We start from the raw sequence: 19,602 nt of genomic DNA on the forward strand, positions 1-19,602 counted from the left end.
TTCGTCATGATGGAGTGATAAATTTGTGAATGTGCACAAATAATGGCTCAGCTTGCTAAATGAAAAGCCTGCTTCAATGCTTGTAAATATGCTTCATCCCGACACATGCTTTTACCTGGCTCATCGGAAATCTTCGCCACGGGTTTGCCTTGGCAAGCGGTGAGTTTAAGTACGATGTTGAGGCTATCCACATTCGGGATATCGCAGGTTAATTTAGTTCCGATACCAAAACTGGTTTGAATACGCTGGGCAAAATGTTGGTAGATCTCTATGGCTTTGGCAAGTGATAAGCCATCTGAAAACACCAACACTTTCGATTTAGGATCAATCCCCAGTTTCTTATAGTGAGCAATCGCTTTTTCTCCCCATTCAATTGGGTCACCGCTGTCATGGCGTAGTCCAAGAAAGGTATTGGCAAGGCTTGGCGTGAAATCGCGTAAAAAGGCATCCATGTTTATGCAATCGGTCAGCGCAATGCCTAGTGTGTCCGGGTATTCCTTTATCCAATTATGTAATGCTAATTGTTGCGAGTCGGCAAGTTCTCCTGCTAATTGCTGATGCGCTTGAAACCACTCATGGGCTTGAGTGCCAACGGGGTTTAATCCTTTGCTAAAGGCGAGGTAGTAATTGGACGTGCCATCAAACTGAGGGAAGTGTTCGATTAATTGGTCGACAATATTAGCCTGCAACGCTTTAGAGAAACGACGACGCGTACCAAAGTCGATTAAAGAGAAGCCAGACATATCTAAGGTTGGGTGATCTTGTTTGAGTAATTTCAGCTTGTGATGTAAATGCTGACAAGCTTGCTCAACACTGGCTTGTGGGTAACGATTACGTCCTCTAATTTCACTGATAATCGCCAGCAATGGTACTTCCCATAAAATCACATCTAACCATTTACCACGCAGTGTTATTTGTAGCTGTTCTCCATCTTTACGGACTTCAACGTTACTTTGCTGAAAACGAAATGTCGCTAAGTACTCAAGGTAGTCGGTTTCAAAGAAAGGGAGTTGCGCAAGGTAGTCTAGTTCTTCCGGTTGAAAGCGCAGTTGGCATAAGTGATCGATTTGCTGCAACACTTCATCGAAATATGGACGCAAATCTTCTTGGCTTCGGCAATGAAATTCAGCAACCACTTCAGCATCAGGATACTGGTGAAATACTGCTTGCTGCATATGCAATTTATAAGCATCGGTATCGAGTAGTGATGTAATGAACGGTTGCGAGCGAGGTGTACGAGAAGAAATGGTCATAGACAATATTTAATGAGGAGATTATCAGAGTAGTGTACTCGATCTCGCTTCAATTGAAAAAGTCGCGCATAAAAATAGAGTTTGTACAGCGACTGGAGTATTTGGCCTATGATGATCCAAAAGCTTTTAGATCATAGTAACCCTCCCTTGTCTTGGGTATAAAAAATCCCGCCAAAGTGACGGGATTTCAATTGGTTAAGATGTACAGCTTTTTATAGCGCCCAGGTTGATAGGCATTTAACCTAGTATAACCCTAAAGCTATTTTGCTATTATCAAACACCAATATAATTAGTTGTTTGAATGCAGCTCGCTGTTTAACTCAACCGCAGATTTATTGGTCAAGCATTCAATCTTGCCGGTTACTGAGTTACGACGGAATAGTAGGTCTGGTTTGCCAGCGAGATCGCGCGCTTTGGCTACTTCTACTTCATTACCTGAAACGTCAAGCATAGTCACTTTAGTACCAGCTGTGATGTAAAGACCTGACTCAATAGTACAACGATCCCCTAGTGGGAAACCAAGACCTGCGTTGGCACCTAGTAGGCTGTTCTCACCAATTGAGATCACTACTTTACCGCCGCCAGATAGCGTACCCATGATAGAAGCACCACCACCGATATCAGAACCTTCGCCAACCATAACGCCAGCAGAGATACGACCTTCAACCATGCTCACACCGGTTGTGCCCGCATTGAAGTTGATGAAACCTTCGTGCATCACAGTCGTGCCTTCACCCACGTGTGCGCCAAGACGTACGCGTGATGTATCAGCAATACGAACACCAGTAGGAACAATGTAATCCACCATTTTCGGGAATTTATCAACGCAATCGACAGTGAGTGTTTCGCCGTTTAAGCGAGCTTCAATTTGACGGCTTGCTAATTCAGGTAGATCGATTGGGCCTTGGTTAGTCCATGCGATGTTGTGCAGTAGACCAAAAATACCATCAAGTACGATGCCATGTGGCTTTGCTAAACGATGCGAGATCAGTTGTAGTTTTAGGAAACCTTCCGCCACAGAGCTTGGTTGCTCATCGCTTGCTAAAACTACTAATACTAATGGTTGAGAAGATTGAGCGGCTTTTTCTGCAAAATCAGCATTAGCAATGTCGCCGTTTGCTGCAAATGCATTCGATAGTTCACCAGCAAGCTCATTGCTGATTTCAATCGCTTGGTTGCCTTCTGAATATCCTGAAACTTGCGCAATTGCCGCAACAAGAGCGTCTGATGGGGTTAATACAGGGCTTGGGAAAAATGCTTCGATGATTTTACCATCACGGTTTTTGGTAGCCGTACCAAAGGCAAGTGCGAAATGTGCCATTACTGAATAATCTCCATTTATAGGGGGTTAATACAAATCACGCGAATCATGTGATTGGTATAAGATAAAAAATAAGTCCAATGGTAAGAAAGTATAATGATTACGAGTTGAAAACAAAGCTTAATTTATTCAGGTATGGCTTGGACAAACCGATACCTGAATGAATTGGATGGTTATTAGGCGATATTCGCTTAGGGTTGTGGTGTTAAGTAGTATTGCCAAACCTCTTGATACAGGGCGATAGATTGATTTCTTAAACGCTGAACTTGGGCAAGTTCGATATCATTCATTGGACGATTTTCTAAGTTAGCAGCACGTTCAATATGCTGGATTTGTTCGTAGAGAACATGCTCTTCACCATTCTTTATTTTGGCTATCTCTTCTAAGTGAAATTGCACTTCGGTGATGAGTTGTGATTTAGGCAGTTGGACGAGCACTTTTAAATCACGATACCCAGAAGGGTTAGGATTTTTAAATCGGTTTTTCACTTCAATAATAGTCGCTTGCTGTTGCAGTTGTTCAAAAGCGGTCACTAAGCTCGGCACATCTTTGGAAACAATCGTCGCTCTTGCTAAATCAGTGATTCTATTAGCTTCACCATTTAACTCTTTGTCTATTTTTATGCTGGCGCGTTCTTTTGATTTCACCCCTGAGAATAGAGGTGTAGTTTGGGTGTTCAGCGCGATACTTTTACATAGAACTTCCAATTCATTTTGAGCAATTGGTGCTCGTTGATACAGAGTCTCGAAATCGTTACTAAATTGCTGGAAGTGCTGAGGAGTTACATCAGGAATGCTGTATAAGCCACTTAAGGAATGTTTAAAGGCTTGTGGGCAAGCTTCATTAATTTGCGGACGCGATTGAGAAGACGACTGCGTCAATTGAGCCGCGATAGCTACCGCAGGTGTACGTGTCAGCAACAACAACATAAGGGTTGATGTGCGTAAAAGAAACTTCATAAGCAACCTCAGTCTGACTAAAAATAGGAGAACTAAAAGTTATTGTCTGATCGCTTAGTTTATTTATGTGGGCGAATTAGGGGATTACAATAGCAGTTTGAAAATGAGAGTAGTGTGACAGCCGCTAGGCTTTATCCATAAAGGAATTGTGGCTTTGTAAAGAATTGTAAGAGTTGTGAAAAGTGATAACAAAAATACCCAAATATGTAAAAGAACCTAGATACTCTTCACTCATATTTGGGTATTAAAATTTTGGGATGAGATAGTGAGATTAAGCGGCTTCGCTATCTTTATCTTCAGTTGCTTTTGGCGCTTTGGCTTTTTTCTCAGTAGGGCGACGTTTCGCACCTAGTGCAAAGAGTACTTCATCTTTGTTTTGAGCAAGGAACATAGATAACTCTTCTTTTTGGTTATCATCTTCAATAATCTTGCTGTTTTCTAACAAAGTGAAAAGCTCGTCCGCCATATCCAACATTTTGTCATAAGCGTCAGCTTCAGCCTTGGAAGTAAAAGTCATCTTTTCTTCTCCGTTGCGTTCCACCACGTACTTGACGATTACAGCCATGGTTATCCTCGTATGCAATTTTTGAATGAATTTAACTGGTTTTTTATACAGTTATTTGTGGCTAATGTCCAGCAGTTATCTGCTATTTGGCGCTGGTTTTCAATGATTCGAGCATTTTCCAATCAGTGCAAAATTGCATGAAGGTTTTAAGTAGTGGGCTTTGGTATTTTTCTTTATGCACTAACAGCCAAAAACGGCGCGTCATATCAAGGGGAACTTTAAGCTCTACCACACGATGATGTTCAAGAGCAGATTGAGCCGCTAAACGAGATAGACAAGCTAAACCAAGGTTGGCCGCGGTAGCATTAATAATGGCTTCGGTAGTATTTAATTGAAATGATTCAGTCCAGACTTCAATGCGCGGTGCGACAGTGCGTAAGAAGAATTCGCGAGATCCGGAGCCTGCTTCACGCAGTAGCCATTGAGTATTCTCAAAATCTCTTGCCAATACCGAATCTTGTTGCGCTAAAGGATGAGTAGGCGCGCAGATGATGCACATTTCATCTTGGTTCCAAGGCTGCATTAACAGCTGATCCGATTGCACCTTACCTTCCACTAAACCTAGATCGAGTTCGTAATCAGTTAACTTGTCACAAATTAAGCTGGTATTGGAAATCAATAAGCTTTGTTGCTGATGCTGTGAATGCTGACGAAAATCACGCAGTAGATAAGGTACAACTTGGTTACCAACGGTATCACTGGCGCCGATTTTTAATTGCCCGTGCAGCGCTTGATCAAAGGTAAACATATGTTGAATATCTTCACTTCGATGTAGCAGCTCATCCGCTAAAGGCAGTAGGCGTTTACCTTCTTGATTTAATACCAAACGGTTATTTACGCGATCAAACAATACATGGCCGAGTTGCTTTTCAAGTTCACCGAGTGACAAGCTTACTGCCGCTTTTGATAAGAACAATTTTTCAGCCGCTGCGGTCAAGGTTTCATGTTGAGTTAACGCCGTGAAAACTTTGAGCTGTTTGAGGGTGACATTACTGGCCATAAAAGTTTATCTCGTTTTGTTTTTATTAACGCGCGTTAAGTATAATTAGATATATTTAAACAATCTGCAAGTTTATTATTACTGCATCGGTAACATATACCCCGTGAGGTAATCATGAATCAGACATTTAAAAACTTAGTAAGTGGTGCTCCAACCCCAATGGCAGGCTTGGCGCTCGGCATCGCTAGTTTAGGTTGGTGTTGGGAAAATGCCCTAACACTTAACGGTCATGCTCAACATTGGAGCGCAGGGATTGCGGCCGTTTTATTACTTATTTTAACGGTTAAGTTTATCTTTCACCCGAAATTGATTGCCAATGATCTTGCTCATCCAGTTGTCGGTAGTGTTGTTCCGACATTCTCAATGGCAACCATGGTGGTATCAAGCTCAGTTGGTCATTTTAACTCAGTCTTAGGTGACAGTTTGTGGTTATTGGCGGTAGCGCTGCATATTATTTTCTTAGCTGCGTTTATCTACCATAGAGCAAAAGAGTTTGAAGTTCATCATATGGTGCCAAGCTGGTTTGTTCCACCCATTGGCATTATTGTGGCAGACGTTTCGTACTCAGGTAACCCTGCACTTTCTTGGATTGCTTATTCGGTATTGGTTTTTGGTATCGCATGCTACGCCGTAATGTTACCAGCGATGATTTATCGTTTTATTTTCTGCCAAGAAGTACCGGATGCCGCAAAACCAACATTAGCAATTATGGCGGCACCCGCAAGCCTATCACTGGCTGGCTATCTAACATTTACCTCTGATCCATCATTACTGTTGGTGATGGTACTAATGTCGATTGCTATCTTGATGACGATTCTAATTTATCTTTCATTTTTTACTTTGCTTAAACTACCATTTAGCCCAGGCTATGCAGCATTTACCTTCCCAATGGTGATTGGTGCTACTGCGCTCTTTAAAACATCACATTGGATGTCAACTATGGAAGTATTAACTCAATATGCCCATCAAATTCAGATCCTTGCGGTGATTGAGCTAGTGGTCGCTACCTTGATTGTGAGTTATGTAGCGCTGCGTTACTGGATGTTTTATACCCCACATAAAGTATTCGTTTCAGCGAATAATACTCACCCTCTAGAAAGCTTATAATTGAAAGAATAATTTCAGCTAAATATTTCAGATAAACAAAGCACTTATGCTAACCTGTGGGTATCTAAACCCCGTAGCGTGAGTGCCTTGTGTTTACTGTTTACCATTCCAATCAAGTCGATGTTTTAAAGTCTTTACTGGTTGAACTTATCCGTTTAAAACCGTTAGACAATCCATTCCAAGCTGAACAAATTTTGGTGCAAAGCCCCGGTATGTCGCAATGGCTGAAAATGGAGCTTGCCAAAGAATTTGGTGTGGCGGCTAATCTCGAATTTCCTCTTCCTGCGACTTTCATTTGGAATTTGTTTACCCAAGTTTTGCCTGATGTACCCAAGCGTAGTGCATTTAATAAAGATGCGATGACTTGGAAGTTAATGCAAATCCTGCCGACTCAACTCGAACGTGAAGAATTCTCACCCTTAAAGCGCTATTTAGAGTATGACGATGACCAATCTAAGCGCTATCAATTAGCTGAAAAAATTGCCGATATTTTTGATGGTTATTTAGTGTATCGCCCTGAATGGATCGCTGCGTGGGAAGCAGGAGAAACGGTAAAAGAGCTTAATGGCGAACACCCGTGGCAGCCTATTTTATGGCAAGCGTTATACGATCAAACGGTCTCGCTGGGTCAATCGCCTTATCATCGCGCCAATTTGTATGAACACTTTATTGATATGCTGGAGAACTATGTTGGTGATTTAAGCGTTGGTGATTTAAGTCAGCAAGCGAATTTGCCGAAGCGCTTATTTGTGTTTGGCATTACCGCATTGCCGCCTCGTTATATGGATGCGTTGCGTGCTCTGGGCGAACATATTGATGTGCATTTAATGTTTACCAACCCTTGTCGTTACTACTGGGGCGAAGTGCGCGATCGTAAATACCTCGCCAAACTGGCCGCTAAATCTCGTCAAATAGTACATACCCAACAATCATCGGCTTGGCTCAAAGGTTCAATTGAGCAAAATGAGTTAACTGAATCTGAAACCTTGCACACCAAAGATGCGGTGGGAAATAGCCTGCTTGCCTCAATGGGTAAGCTAGGGCGCGATAATCTGTATTTATTATCTCAGCTGGAAGCCAATGAAATTGATGCGTTTGTTGAAAGTGAGCCTGACAGTTTATTGCATGCAATTCAGCAAGATATTTTAGAGCTGCGCGAGCATCAAGATGACGATCTATCTGCGACGACAAGTCGTTATAAGCCGGTCGTTTCACCTGATGACACTTCAATACAATTGCATGCTTGCCATAGTCCAATGCGTGAAGTGGAAGTACTACACGACCGTTTATTGGCGATGTTTGATGCTGATCCGAATCTAAACCCACGCGATATTATTGTTATGGTGGCGGATATTAATGCCTACAGTCATGCGATTCAGGCCGTCTTTGGTAATGCTGCTGGCGAACGCTTTATTCCTTATTCGATTTCCGACCGTAGCGTTGACCAAGAAAACCCAATTCTACAAGCCTTTATGCGTTTGATGTCGCTGCCTATGCGCCGTTGTCAGGCGACCGAGTTGCTTGAGTTATTAGAAGTACCTGCGGTGATGCAGCGTTTTGCAATCAGTGATGATGAGTTTGAACGAGTTGCACAATGGATCCAGCAAGTGGGCATTCGTTGGGGGCTAGATGAGAAAACTGCGCCACAATTTGAACTGCCGAGTCATAAGCAAAACACTTGGCTATTTGGTATTGAGCGAATGTTACTCGGCTATGCAATGCCAGAGTCAGCCGGTTTGTATCAAATCGGTGGACAGCAGATTGCCGCCTTTGATGAAGTTCAAGGGCTAGAGGCAGAACTTGCCGGTAAGTTAGCGAGTTTTGTTAGCTTATTGCAGCAATATCGCGACCGTTTATCTCAAGCGCAGCAGTTTTCTAGCTGGCAGCTGTACTTGTTATCGATGTTGGATGACTTTTTTGCGGTGGAACTAGAAGGCGAAGTGGTACTTGGATCAATTCGAGAATGCATTCAACAGCTCAGCCAACAATTGCACGATGCTGGAATTACTCAAGATGAAGAGATTTCGCCGCAAGTTCTCGAACAATACCTGCAAAATCATCTTTCGAATGCCAGAGTCAGTCAGCGTTTCTTAGCCGGACAAGTCAACTTCTGTACCTTGATGCCAATGCGTTCGATTCCTTTTAAAGCGGTGTGCTTACTAGGAATGAACGATGGCTTGTATCCGCGTAGTGTCGCGCCAGAAGGTTTTGATTTGATCAACGGGCGCACTCGTCATGGTGACCGTTCTCGCCGTGATGATGACCGTTACTTATTCTTGGAAGCCTTGTTATCAGCGCAGCAGTATTTGTATATCAGTTACGTGGGACGCTCGATTCAAGATAACAGTGATAAAGAACCATCGGTGCTGGTGGCTGAGTTATTGGAATATTGCCAGCAAAACTACACGCTTGCTCAGCATCAAGAGTTGCCGAGCGATCAATCCGGCCAAGCATTAGTTGCGCATTTAACTCATGTTCATCCTTTAGTGCCTTTCAGTATTAAAGCGTTTGATGGCAGTGATGCCGCGCTCGCCAGTTATGCCAAAGAATGGTTGCCAGCAGCGCAACAAGTTAGCCAGCAGCCAACTCAGACCCAGCCGCTGCCATTTATTCAGCCATTAGAGCCGTATTATTTGCAGTTGGATAAAGAAGCCAACGGGCAATATTGGTTAGAACTGCAAGAGTTGCTGCGTTTTTGGCGCTTGCCAGTGAAGTACTTCTTCAATCAACGTTTAAAAAGTTATTTAGATATAAGCCCGTTATCGGTCAATCAAATTGATGATGAGCCTTTTGCGATTAATGGGCTAGATAACTACTGGTTTGGCGAAAACTTACTAGAGCAATGGCTGCAATCAGAAATGCCTACCTTAGAAAGCTTTGAAGATTGCGCCAAAGTGTATTTGCAGCAGCATCAAGCCAAAGGGCAATTGCCATTGTCGGGCTTTGGTGAATTGGCTGCACAAAGTTTACTGGAGAATATCCAACCTTTAGCGGCCAGCTTATTGCCTTATCTTGCAGAGCCTAAAGCGGATGTCGAGATCGCGCTTGAGTTTGAATTAACCCTAGGTGGTTACAAGCAAACACATCACCTAGCCGGTTGGCTTGGCGGTCAATATCAACAAGGCATGTTGCGTTATCGTAGCGGCGGAATTCACAGCGCGAACTTATTGGGCTACTGGATTGAGCACTTGTGTTTAAACGCGAGTGGGCACTCACTTGCTACTCATTTATTCGGTGTTCGTAAAGGCCAAGTTCAGCAACTTGAATTGCAAGCTTTAAGTTCACAGCAAGCCAAACAATATTTGCAATCTTTACTCGAAGCCTACTATCAAGGTATGGATGAGCCATTATGGTTTGCTCCAAAGTGCGCCTTTGCTGGTATCGAGCAAGGTTATGATAAGCAAGGGCAGTGGCTTGGTTTTGAGGATGACGAACTCAAACAAAAAGCGTATCAAGCAATGGAAAATACCTTTAACGATAGCTTTGTTTCGGTAGGTGAAGGTAGTGATCACTATATTCAACGAGTTTGGAAAGAGTGGAATAGCGAGCTTGCTGATACATTACTCGAAAAATCGCAGCAGTGGTTATATCCATTAATGGAACATTGCCAAGATCGTAGTGAAGATGAGTCGTAATGAATAAGCGGATGAATAAACAGATGAACGGCTTAGAAAAAGAAACGCCGCCAGCAAGTCATTATAGTGTAGGGCGCTTGCTGGGCGGCGGAGAGTCGAGGTAATCGTTTTGTTTCTGTCTACTTTTTTTATCATTAGCAACACTGAGTTAGGAACAATGTCGGTAACGTAAGTAGATCGTTATTAGATTAATGTTGGTTTACAAGCCATTGGCCGTGGCTCGATATGGCAGGAATAGTAAGCCGATCATGGAATAAAAAATGTGAGTAAATTCTCACAATCTGTTTTGTTTTGCGGTTCAAGACAATTCATGGCGCAAAGTGAGAAATTCCTCACGAAACATAAGAATTCTAATTAGGACAAAGTTAATGGCGCAATCTCTCAACAGTATGACTTTTCCACTGCACGGTGCTCGCTTAATTGAAGCGTCTGCTGGTACTGGCAAGACTTTCACCATTGCGGCGCTGTATCTACGCTTGTTGCTTGGGCACGGTAAAGAGGGCGCAGCGCATCAAACGCCATTAACGGTTGATCAAATTCTTGTGGTGACTTTTACCGAAGCTGCCACCGCGGAGCTACGTGGTCGAATTCGTCAACGTATTCATGAAGCGCGAATTGCGTTTGCTCGTGGCGAAACTACTGATCCAGTACTTGAGCCGTTGCTAGCTGAAACGACAAATAAACAATCGGCGATTGAAATATTACTGCAAGCCGAGCGTCAAATGGACGAAGCGGCGATCTTCACGATTCACGGCTTTTGCCAACGTATGCTGACTCAAAACGCTTTTGAATCGGGTAGTCGTTTTCAAAATGAATTTATTACCGATGAAAGTCAGCTAAAACTGCAAGTGGTGAGTGATTACTGGCGTCGTCATTTTTACCCATTGCCAACGGTATTAGCCGCGCAAATTCAATCCTTATGGAGTAGCCCTGAGCAGCTATTGCGTGAAATTGGCAACTACCTTTCTGGCCCAGCGTTAAGTTTTCCGAGCATTAAGTTGGATGTCGATTTGCCAGCGCTTTATCAGCAGCACCTAGATCGCATCGAAAAAGTGAAATCGCTTTGGCATGCCAGTCGCAATGATCTGTTTAGTTTGATTGATAGTTCAGGCATTAAGCGCAATCCATACAATAAAACGCGTCTGCCAGCCTGGCTAGATGAAGTGCATGAATGGACGGCAAGTGAGCGAAACGATGGTCAAATATGCGATAAGTTAATTCGTTTTTCTCAAAGTACATTAACCTCTGCCACCGATGCCAAAAAAGGCCCAGTTGCAGAGCATGCTGCGTTTGTGGCAATTGATGAGCTACTCGATAACCAGCCGGAATTTGAGCTGATTTTTAAATACCAAGCGATTGAAGGTTGTCGTCAGTTATTGGCACAAGCCAAACAGCGTCAGGCACAACTTTCTTTTGATGATCTACTCAGCCAGCTTGAGCAAGCGATAGTACAAGACGAAGAAGGTTTATTGACGAGTCGTATTCGTCAGCTTTATCCGGTGGCGATGATCGATGAATTCCAAGATACCGATCCACAGCAATATCAAATCTTTCGTCAAATCTACTTAGACTCGCCACAAAGCGGTTGGTTTATGATTGGCGATCCGAAGCAGGCGATTTATGGCTTCCGTGGCGCAGATATTTTTACTTATATTCAAGCGCGTAATGAAGTGACCGAACACTACACTCTGGATACCAACTGGCGCTCAAGTGAAGCGGTGATCCAAGGGGTAAATGGCATTTTCAGTTTTGATGACAGGCCGTTTCTCTACGATGACGACATTCCGTTCCTGCCAGTCAAAGCCAGCCCGAAAGCCGACAATATGCATTGGACGATAAATGGCAAAGCGCAACCGGCTATTGGCTTATGGTTACATCAACCCGAGGCTGGGCAACCTGTCGCGGCGCAAGATTATAATCATCAGATGGCAGACCATACAGCCCATCAAATCCATCATATTTTGAGCGCATCCCAGCAACAACAAGCGCAATTTATTGATAAAAAATCCCAAGCACACCCTATTCAAGCCGGTGATATTGCGGTGTTAGTGCGTACCGGTCGAGAAGGTAAATTAATTAAAGAAGCATTGGCGAATCAGGGCATTGCCAGTGTTTACCTTTCCAATCGTGACAGCGTGTTTGATAGTGAAGTGGCGCAAGATGTATTGCGTTTATTGATGGCGGTGGCAAGTCCGAGTGATGAATATTCACTGCGCGCCATTCTTGCCAGTGATTTGTTTGCCTTGAATATGGCGCAGCTCGATCAGTTTAACCATGATGAAACTGCTTGGGAGAATGTGGTTAATGAGTTTGAGCAGTATCATCAGCTGTGGTTAAAGCGTGGCGTTCTACCTATGATGCGCGCGGTGATCAGCCAGCGGAAAATAGCTGAGCGTTGGTTATTGGAAACGCATGGCGAACGCAAATTAACCGACTTGCTGCATTTATCCGAATTGGTTCAACAAGCCAGTTTATCGCTAGAAGGTGAAAGTGCGCTGATTCGTTGGTTGGCCGAAAATATTGAACAGCATGATGGCGAAATTAGCGAGCAAACGCAGCGTTTAGAATCTGAGCGTAACTTGGTGCAAATCATCACCATTCATAAATCAAAAGGGTTGGAATACGACTTAGTGTTCCTACCGTTTGCCAATAACTTTAAAGCCGCCAAAGTAGCCAAGTATTATCAAGCCGATAAGCAGCAAACTATTTTAGATTTATCCAAACCCGATGAAGGTTTAGCGTTGGCCGAAAAAGAACGCTTAGCCGAAGATCTGCGTTTGCTTTATGTCGCCCTTACTCGCGCGGTGTATGGTTGTATTATTGGCCTTGCACCACTGAAAAAAGGCAACAGTAAAAAGGATGAATCAACCGCTCATTTAAGTGCGCTTGGGGCGATCTTGCAACATCATCAAGCTAAAGAAAGCGCCGGATTAATGGCGGCGTGCCAGCAATTGGTTAACGATGTGACGAGTGTTGAAATGTTGGATTTCCCGCAACCGCCAAGCGAACGTTTTGCACCGATTCAAACCCAACAACCTAATTTACAAGCCAAACGCTTTAGTGCCTCGATTGATCGCCAATGGCGCATGACCAGCTATTCAAGTCTAGTTAAGCAAGGTCATCAAGCGGCGCTGAGTCAAGGTGATACGGCGGATTTTGATGTGGCAATCGATGCGCAAAAACCGATAGATTCGGACGCGGCGGAAAATAACAACACAGTAGAAGTTGGTGTCTCTATTGATCTTGAAGAGCAAAACAGCGTCGATCCTTGGTCGATGTTTGAATTTCCACGAGGCGCAAGACCGGGTACTTTTCTGCATACGATTTTCGAAGAGATTGAATTTACCGAGGCGGCAACTAGTCCGGAAAACACTCGGATCATTACCGATTTACTGCAACAAGAACAATACGATCTGCAATGGCTGCCAGCGATTCAAGCAATGATCACTCAAGTGATGCAAACGCCTTTAGATGGAAATGGGCTACTTTTGGGTGAGAAAGGCCCAACTCAAAGATTGGTGGAAATGGAGTTCTTACTACCGGTTGAATCTCTATTATCGAGCCAGCTTAACCGCTTGGTAAAAGATCATGATGAGCTATCAAACGTTGCCGGTGATCTAGGCTTTATGCCAACCAAAGGCATGCTGAAAGGCTTTATTGATTTGGTGTTTGAACATCAAGGTAAGTATTACATTTTAGATTGGAAATCTAACCATCTTGGTCATTCGATCGAAGACTATCATCCTGACAACCTTAATCATGCAATGATCGATCACCGTTATGATTTCCAGTATCAAATTTATGCTTTAGCGCTGCACCGCTTCTTGCAAAGTCGACTCGCTGATTATGATTATCAGCAACACTTTGGTGGCGTGTACTATCTGTTTTTACGTGGCTTTGCTGCTGAGGAACGTGATATTACAGACGCTCAAAAAGGTGATTCAAAAGGGGAGAATGCTCCTCTGTACGGAGTATTTTCAGCCAAACCAAGCGAAGCTTTCTTGCAGCAATTTGACCGCTTATTAGATGGAGAGTCGGCATAATGACCCAGACTATCAACTCGTCGACGATAGAAGGTAACTCAGCGCTAGACTTGCTGCTATCTCTTGAAAAACTTGGCACAATTCGAGCGATTGATGCTCAGTTTGCTCGCTTTATTCACCAGCAATGCCTATTGGCAAATCACGATGCTAGTCTGGATTGTCGCCAGCAAGCGGATCATATTGCGTTACTCGCTGGCCTTGTTAGCTATGAGTTTGGTTGTGGTCATATTTGTTTGCGTTTAAATGAGCTCGATATTCAGCAAACTTTATCTTTGTCTTTTTTGACTCGCCAACATCCAGAATTGGCAAGCCGCTTTGCCGATCTATTTTCTCAATTACAAAGTGTTGATTGGTTAGCGTTAGTTGAAAACTATGCTGTCCAATCCAATGCCGTGGTGGGATTAGCACAAATTAACCAAGCTGGTTTGCAGTCACTACCGCCACCACTACCATTAATGCTTGAACAAGACCGCTTGTACCTAACTCGTTATTGGCATTATGAGTCACAAGTTGCAGATGGTTTTATGGCGCGCGCGAAAACTTTAACCGCTGAGCCCGATGCGTTTGCGGCGATGAAACAAGCGCTTAATGAATTATTTGCTCGTGACTACCGCTATCTTTGGGATGGTTTACAAAGTGGTGAGCATGCGAGTTCAATTGAGCGCCAGCGTTTGGTATGCGAAATGCTCGATGTAGTGCAAACCGATGGATTAGATTGGAGCCGCATTGATGGCGTGTTAACCCAAGCAAAGCAAGTCGAGCAGCTTAATGAACTTGATACCTTAGTGCCTTTATCTGTGTGTTTGAACTGGCAAAAAGTGGCGGCGGCTGTGGCGTTAACTCGCCAGTTTTCGGTGATTTCTGGCGGTCCAGGAACCGGTAAAACCACCACGGTTGCCAAACTATTGGCTGCATTAATTACTCAATCTCAGCAGCAATTAGTTTCACAAGAATCAGCTTCACAAGCAGCGATTAGCAAACAAGTTCCAATCATTAAATTAGTGGCGCCAACTGGTAAAGCGGCTGCACGCTTAACGGAATCTATCGGATTGGCGATTGAACAATTACCAGTAAGCGATGAAATCAAAGTGATGATGCCAGCGCACTCTAGTACTATCCATCGCTTGTTAGGCGCTAGACCCAATACGGTTGAGTATAAATACAATCAATCGAACCGCTTACATTTGGATATCCTAGTGGTCGATGAAGCCTCTATGGTCGATTTGCCTATGATGTTCCGGTTGCTGCAAGCGTTACCGAGTCATGCGCGTTTGATCTTACTGGGGGATAAAGACCAGTTAGCCTCAGTTGAAGCTGGAGCGATTTTAGGTGATATCTGTCAGTTTACTTCATCAGGTTATCAAGCTGAGTTTGGTCATCTTCTTGCTGATCTAACGGGTTATCAAACTTTAGCTGAACCTCAGTCCGCAATTAAAGCTAATGCTATTTCGGATAGTTTATGCATGCTGCAAAAAAGCTACCGTTTCCATGCGAGATCTGGGGTAGGACAACTGGCAAAAGCGATTAATGCAGGTTCTACGAAACAAGTAGAAAAGGTATGGCAGCAAGGTTTTGATGATATTCATTTGCATGTCATCAAAGCAAATTCATCGACAGACAGCTCTCCAGAAAGTCTCGATCTTGCTCAAGCACAAAGCGCGCTATGTCAGATGATGACAGAAGCTTATTCACCTTATTGCCAGCAACTCAATCAAGCTGTCAATTCAGATGGTAGTTCTGTCATTCAAGGAGATTTGTTTGCCTCGGTTGAAGCGCCAAGCAAAGCAATGATGGAGCAAAAAGCTCAAGCGGTGTTAAAAGCCTTTTCTCAAGCGAGATTATTATGCGCGGTGCGAGAAGGGGAATTTGGCGTAGAGCGTATGAACCAATTAGTCGAAGGCGCTTTGGCTCGCAATAAGTTAATCAACCCAGTTGAAAATGAACATTGGTATGTCGGTAGGCCGGTGATGATTAGCCAAAATGATAGCGCACTAGGGTTGCATAATGGTGATATTGGTATTTGTCTATTGGATGAAAGCGAGACGACCCCACGCCTACGAGTGTTTTTTGAAATGCCCGATGGACGAATTAAAGGCGTATTGCCTAGTCGAGTCCCTAAACATGAACTGGCGTTTGCAATGACGATTCATAAATCACAGGGTAGTGAATTCACTCATACCGTGATGTTACTGCCGAATAAGATGAATCAAATATTAACTCGAGAGCTGATTTACACTGGTGTGACGCGAGCCAAATCGCGCTTAGATTTATTTGCCAATCCAGCGATCTTAGCGCAAGGTGTTAGCGTAAAAACCCTACGTTCTAGCGGGTTAAGTGATAAACTAATAAAAAACAAAATATAAACAATAAACAGAATAGTGAAGGTGAAGCATGTTTTTTGGCAACGTTGAACGCTTGGAGTGGAGTTCTATTCTCCCAGACACATTTTTAAATTATATCCACCAAGCTTTGAAAATCGCACAAGATAACCAAGAAAATGGCCGTTATGATATTGATGGCGATAAAGTTTTTTGTTTTCTAATGACACCTGAAACAGAAGCGCGTGAAGAGCGTAAAACTGAAATTCATCGTGATTATTTGGATATTCAAATTCTTTTAGAGGGGGAGGAAACTTTCGGTTATTCGATTGAAACCCCACAAGCTTTACTTGATAAGCCAGACTATACCAATGATGTACTGCTGTTTAATGAAGTGAGCAATGAAAGCTTTATTTCGTTAAGAAAGGGTGATTTTATTATCTTCTACCCAGGTGAATCTCATCGTCCACAATGTGCGACACGTGAGCCTATGGCGGTAAGAAAAGCAGTAGTGAAAGTGCATAGGGATTTGATATAGCAGGTTACTCGGAAAATACGTGTCTCGTTACTCGATGATTCCAGTTAACATTCGAGTAACGAGCTACGAGAAGCCTAGACTCGGCTCTTGTTTTTTCTAGCAGTGCAGCGAATCTAGGAACTAGCCCCTAGAAACCTTTTTATATCTTCAACACCAATATCTTCGACTTACGCTGGTAGTTATATAAACCACGCTTTTCCATTGGCAGTGAATCTACGCCGACTTCTTCAAAACCTTGCTCACGAAACCAGTGTAGGCTGTGGGTAGTTAAAACAAACAGCTTATTGATGCCCATGTTTTTGGCTTCTTGGCTCATATGTTTTAATAGCATCACGCCACGGTCGCCATCGCGATAATCAGGGTGAACCGCTACACAAGCCATCTCTGCCATTTTGTCTTCGATATAAGGATAAAGCGCCGCGCAGCCGATGACTAAGCGATCTTTCTCAATAATGGTGAACTTGTGGATCTCTTGCTCTAATTGCTCACGTGAGCGGCGCACCAAAATTCCTTGTTCTTCCAAAGGCTGAATCAAATCAAGAATGCCGCCAATATCATGGATCTGTGCATTGCGAGTTTGTTCGGCACTGGCCATCACGACTTGAGTACCTATACCATCAAAAGAAAATAGCTCTTGCAGTAATGCACCATCTTCTTTGTAACTAACCAAATGACAACGCGGTACGCCTGCGCGGCAAGCGGTTAATGCACCACGTAAAAATCGGAAAGTACCACTGGTGTAGCCACTTTCGGTATCCTGTTTTTGTTCTATTTCTTGCAATAGTTTTTCTGCGCAGCTAGGAAATAGTTCAGGTATCACTCGACCATCTTGCGCTAAAATCCCTTGCTCAGAACAAAAGCCAATCAGCTTATAAGCTTTCAATCGAATCGCGGTTTGAGTGGCGACATCTTCATACATCAAATTGAAGCTTTCGCCGGTTACTGAACTGGCAATTGGGCCGACTACTACAATGGAACCCATATCCAACATACGATTAATCGCATCAGTATCGATACGTCTTACTTTACCGCTGTGACAATAATCAACCCCATCATCAATGCCTAATGGTTGGGCGATCACGAAATTACCACTAACCACGTTGAGTTGAGTACCTTGCATCGGCGTATTGTTCAAGCTCATAGAAAGACGAGCGGTTAAAGCGAGCTGTAATCGACCTGCGGCTTGCATCGCAAGGTTAAGTGCAGACTCATTAGTGACTCGAATGCCTTTATGATATTGCGATTCACAATGGTTATTTTGTAAGTTGTCATTGATTTGCGGACGCGCGCCATAAACCAAAACAATACGCACACCTAGGCTGTGCAGTAGAGCGATGTCATTAATGATGTTATCGAAATTAGCATCGGTAAACACTTCGCCACCGAGCATAAAGACCATGGTTTTGCCGCGGTGGGCATTCAGGTAGGGGGCAGATTGACGGAATCCTTTAACTAAAGCTGTACTACGTAACTTCACAACACCTACTCCTTGATTTGTTATGCTGAAATAATGACTAATAATTCAATTGGTGGCAATGGTTATTTTTATTAAGAGAGATTAAATTGTGAATTTGTTATCGCTCTGACAACCGCTTCAAATCCCACGCTACTCTGGTGTTAAATGAATGTGTATCAATCTATCGTTTCTTGCTTGTATGGTGAGGGGATTTTTGTCATTCTTCAATCCGTTTATTTTATCTAATTGGTGATTTTTCGTGTTTAACTCGCTTGCTGTTTCTCGCCCATTTTTTTCTTTTCAGGCAAAGCCTATTTTGACTCGTACTTTGATGCTGACTTCAGCGTTAATCTTATTTGGTTGTGCCCAACCGACCGAGCGCGGCCAGCAATACTTGGATGGTAAATTAGATACCACCTTAGAGCATGTTGATAAGATTGAAACCGATGCACCACGAGATTTTAATACTTTTGCTGCACAAGCTAAAAAAGTAGAAGAAACCTCACCATCACTGAAGGCTAAATACCAAAACTTATATGCGCAATTAAAAGTATGGGCGCAAGAAAGTGGTGATACGACTGAGTTAGCTAAATATGGCGTTAATGTTGAACAGTTAGCGGGCGCAGATAAAAAGGGCAATATCCTGTTTACCGGCTATTTCTCTCCTGTGATTGAAATGCGCCATACCCCGGATCATTTATTCAAATACCCAGTTTATGCTAAACCTCAATGTGGTTCAGTGTGTCCTACTCGCGCGCAAATCTATGACGGTGCGCTCGAAGGAAAAGGTTTAGAGCTTGGCTATGCATCGAACATGATCGACCCATTTTTGATGGAAGTACAAGGTAGTGGTTTTGTGCATTATGCCGATAACGATGAACTGGACTACTTTGCTTATGCTGGAAAAAATAACCACCCTTATGTGAGCATCGGTCGCATTCTGATTGAGCGCGGCTTGATTCCGAAAGAAAAAATGTCAATGAAAGCCATCAAAGAATGGGTGGCGGAAAATGACAGTGAAACCGTACAGGAAGTATTAGAACAAAACCCATCTTATGTATTCTTTGAGCGTCAAGCGACGGCTGATGTAGTAGGGGCGGCGGGCATTCCTTTGTTACCAATGGCATCAGTTGCTGGTGACCGCAGTATTTTCCCAATGGGAACCCCAATTCTAGCCGAAGTCCCTCTACTGGATGCTAATGGAAAATGGACAGGCGTTCATGTGCTCAAACTGCTGATCGTGCTTGATACCGGCGGCGCAGTGAAAGGTGGTCACTTAGATTTATATCACGGCATGGGCGCACGTTCAGGTATTGCCGCTGGTCACTATCGTCACTTTGGCCGAGTGTGGAAGTTAGATTTAACTGCGCCACCGTTGCAGATTCCAGCAAATTAGGTTCCTAGTCC

The 19,602-nt window shown here is 43.5% G+C and carries 12 protein-coding genes; 6 read left to right on the forward strand and 6 right to left on the reverse strand.

Going from position 1 to position 19,602, the window contains the following annotated elements:
* Positions 1 to 47: 47 nt before the first annotated feature.
* The 5 genes from pncB to L3V25_RS07640 all read right to left on the reverse strand — a co-directional run bounded on the left by pncB (position 48) and on the right by L3V25_RS07640 (position 5,098).
* Positions 48 to 1,253 carry a nicotinate phosphoribosyltransferase gene (gene pncB / locus L3V25_RS07620; protein ID WP_237294800.1) on the reverse strand — a complete coding sequence of 402 codons (1,206 nt, stop codon included), beginning with the start codon at positions 1,251 to 1,253 and terminating at the stop codon, positions 48 to 50.
* A gap of 289 nt (positions 1,254 to 1,542) precedes the next feature.
* The gene (gene dapD / locus L3V25_RS07625; RefSeq protein ID WP_237294801.1) at positions 1,543 to 2,574 is read right to left on the reverse strand and encodes a 2,3,4,5-tetrahydropyridine-2,6-dicarboxylate N-succinyltransferase; all 1,032 of its coding nucleotides are present in this window, start codon (positions 2,572 to 2,574) and stop codon (positions 1,543 to 1,545) included.
* Between the two features lie 191 nt (positions 2,575 to 2,765).
* Positions 2,766 to 3,533 (reverse strand): phosphoribosylglycinamide formyltransferase, encoded by a 768-nt coding sequence (locus L3V25_RS07630; RefSeq protein ID WP_237294802.1) that lies wholly within the window; start codon positions 3,531 to 3,533, stop codon positions 2,766 to 2,768.
* Positions 3,534 to 3,804: 271 nt separating this feature from the next.
* Complete coding sequence (locus L3V25_RS07635; RefSeq protein ID WP_027697554.1) at positions 3,805 to 4,098, reverse strand: YebG family protein; 294 nt, start codon at positions 4,096 to 4,098, stop codon at positions 3,805 to 3,807.
* A gap of 82 nt (positions 4,099 to 4,180) precedes the next feature.
* The gene (locus tag L3V25_RS07640) at positions 4,181 to 5,098 is read right to left on the reverse strand and encodes a LysR substrate-binding domain-containing protein (RefSeq protein WP_237294803.1); all 918 of its coding nucleotides are present in this window, start codon (positions 5,096 to 5,098) and stop codon (positions 4,181 to 4,183) included.
* Between the two features lie 114 nt (positions 5,099 to 5,212).
* Between L3V25_RS07640 and L3V25_RS07645 the strand changes: the two genes are divergently transcribed.
* From L3V25_RS07645 to L3V25_RS07665, 5 genes are all read left to right on the forward strand, one after another.
* Entirely contained in the window at positions 5,213 to 6,205 is a 993-nt protein-coding gene (locus tag L3V25_RS07645) for a TDT family transporter (RefSeq protein ID WP_237294804.1), read from the forward strand.
* An 89-nt stretch (positions 6,206 to 6,294) separates the two neighbouring features.
* The gene (gene recC, locus L3V25_RS07650; protein WP_237294805.1) at positions 6,295 to 9,840 is read left to right on the forward strand and encodes an exodeoxyribonuclease V subunit gamma; all 3,546 of its coding nucleotides are present in this window, start codon (positions 6,295 to 6,297) and stop codon (positions 9,838 to 9,840) included.
* Positions 9,841 to 10,208: 368 nt separating this feature from the next.
* Positions 10,209 to 13,883, forward strand: a complete 3,675-nt coding sequence (recB, locus tag L3V25_RS07655) for an exodeoxyribonuclease V subunit beta (RefSeq protein WP_237294806.1) — start codon at positions 10,209 to 10,211, stop codon at positions 13,881 to 13,883.
* Positions 13,883 to 16,246 carry an exodeoxyribonuclease V subunit alpha gene (gene recD, locus L3V25_RS07660; RefSeq protein WP_237294807.1) on the forward strand — a complete coding sequence of 788 codons (2,364 nt, stop codon included), beginning with the start codon at positions 13,883 to 13,885 and terminating at the stop codon, positions 16,244 to 16,246. Before recB ends, recD begins: the two co-directional genes overlap by 1 nt.
* A gap of 28 nt (positions 16,247 to 16,274) precedes the next feature.
* Positions 16,275 to 16,739, forward strand: a complete 465-nt coding sequence (locus L3V25_RS07665; protein ID WP_237294808.1) for a YhcH/YjgK/YiaL family protein — start codon at positions 16,275 to 16,277, stop codon at positions 16,737 to 16,739.
* 139 nt (positions 16,740 to 16,878) lie between these two features.
* Here L3V25_RS07665 and argA read toward each other — a convergent pair whose 3' ends face one another.
* Positions 16,879 to 18,216 (reverse strand): amino-acid N-acetyltransferase, encoded by a 1,338-nt coding sequence (gene argA / locus L3V25_RS07670; protein WP_237294809.1) that lies wholly within the window; start codon positions 18,214 to 18,216, stop codon positions 16,879 to 16,881.
* A 310-nt stretch (positions 18,217 to 18,526) separates the two neighbouring features.
* On the opposite strand from argA, the gene mltA reads away from it, so the two are divergent.
* On the forward strand, positions 18,527 to 19,591 hold the full coding sequence (mltA, locus tag L3V25_RS07675; RefSeq protein WP_237294990.1) for a murein transglycosylase A: 1,065 nt from the start codon (positions 18,527 to 18,529) through the stop codon (positions 19,589 to 19,591).
* The last annotated feature ends 11 nt before the right edge of the window (positions 19,592 to 19,602 follow it).

The organism is Vibrio sp. CK2-1 (assembly GCF_021726515.1).
In the GTDB taxonomy this organism is placed as follows: domain Bacteria; phylum Pseudomonadota; class Gammaproteobacteria; order Enterobacterales; family Vibrionaceae; genus Vibrio.

Excerpts from the sequence above, each read along its gene's own strand:
- pncB (WP_237294800.1), bottom strand. The coding sequence starts at position 1,253 with ATGACCATTTCTTCTCGTACACCTCGCTCGCAACCGTTCATTACATCA.
- dapD (WP_237294801.1), bottom strand. The coding sequence starts at position 2,574 with ATGGCACATTTCGCACTTGCCTTTGGTACGGCTACCAAAAACCGTGAT.
- L3V25_RS07630 (WP_237294802.1), bottom strand. The coding sequence starts at position 3,533 with ATGAAGTTTCTTTTACGCACATCAACCCTTATGTTGTTGTTGCTGACA.
- L3V25_RS07635 (WP_027697554.1), bottom strand. The coding sequence starts at position 4,098 with ATGGCTGTAATCGTCAAGTACGTGGTGGAACGCAACGGAGAAGAAAAG.
- L3V25_RS07640 (WP_237294803.1), bottom strand. The coding sequence starts at position 5,098 with ATGGCCAGTAATGTCACCCTCAAACAGCTCAAAGTTTTCACGGCGTTA.
- L3V25_RS07645 (WP_237294804.1), top strand. The coding sequence starts at position 5,213 with ATGAATCAGACATTTAAAAACTTAGTAAGTGGTGCTCCAACCCCAATG.
- recB (WP_237294806.1), top strand. The coding sequence starts at position 10,209 with ATGGCGCAATCTCTCAACAGTATGACTTTTCCACTGCACGGTGCTCGC.
- recD (WP_237294807.1), top strand. The coding sequence starts at position 13,883 with ATGACCCAGACTATCAACTCGTCGACGATAGAAGGTAACTCAGCGCTA.
- L3V25_RS07665 (WP_237294808.1), top strand. The coding sequence starts at position 16,275 with ATGTTTTTTGGCAACGTTGAACGCTTGGAGTGGAGTTCTATTCTCCCA.
- mltA (WP_237294990.1), top strand. The coding sequence starts at position 18,527 with ATGCTGACTTCAGCGTTAATCTTATTTGGTTGTGCCCAACCGACCGAG.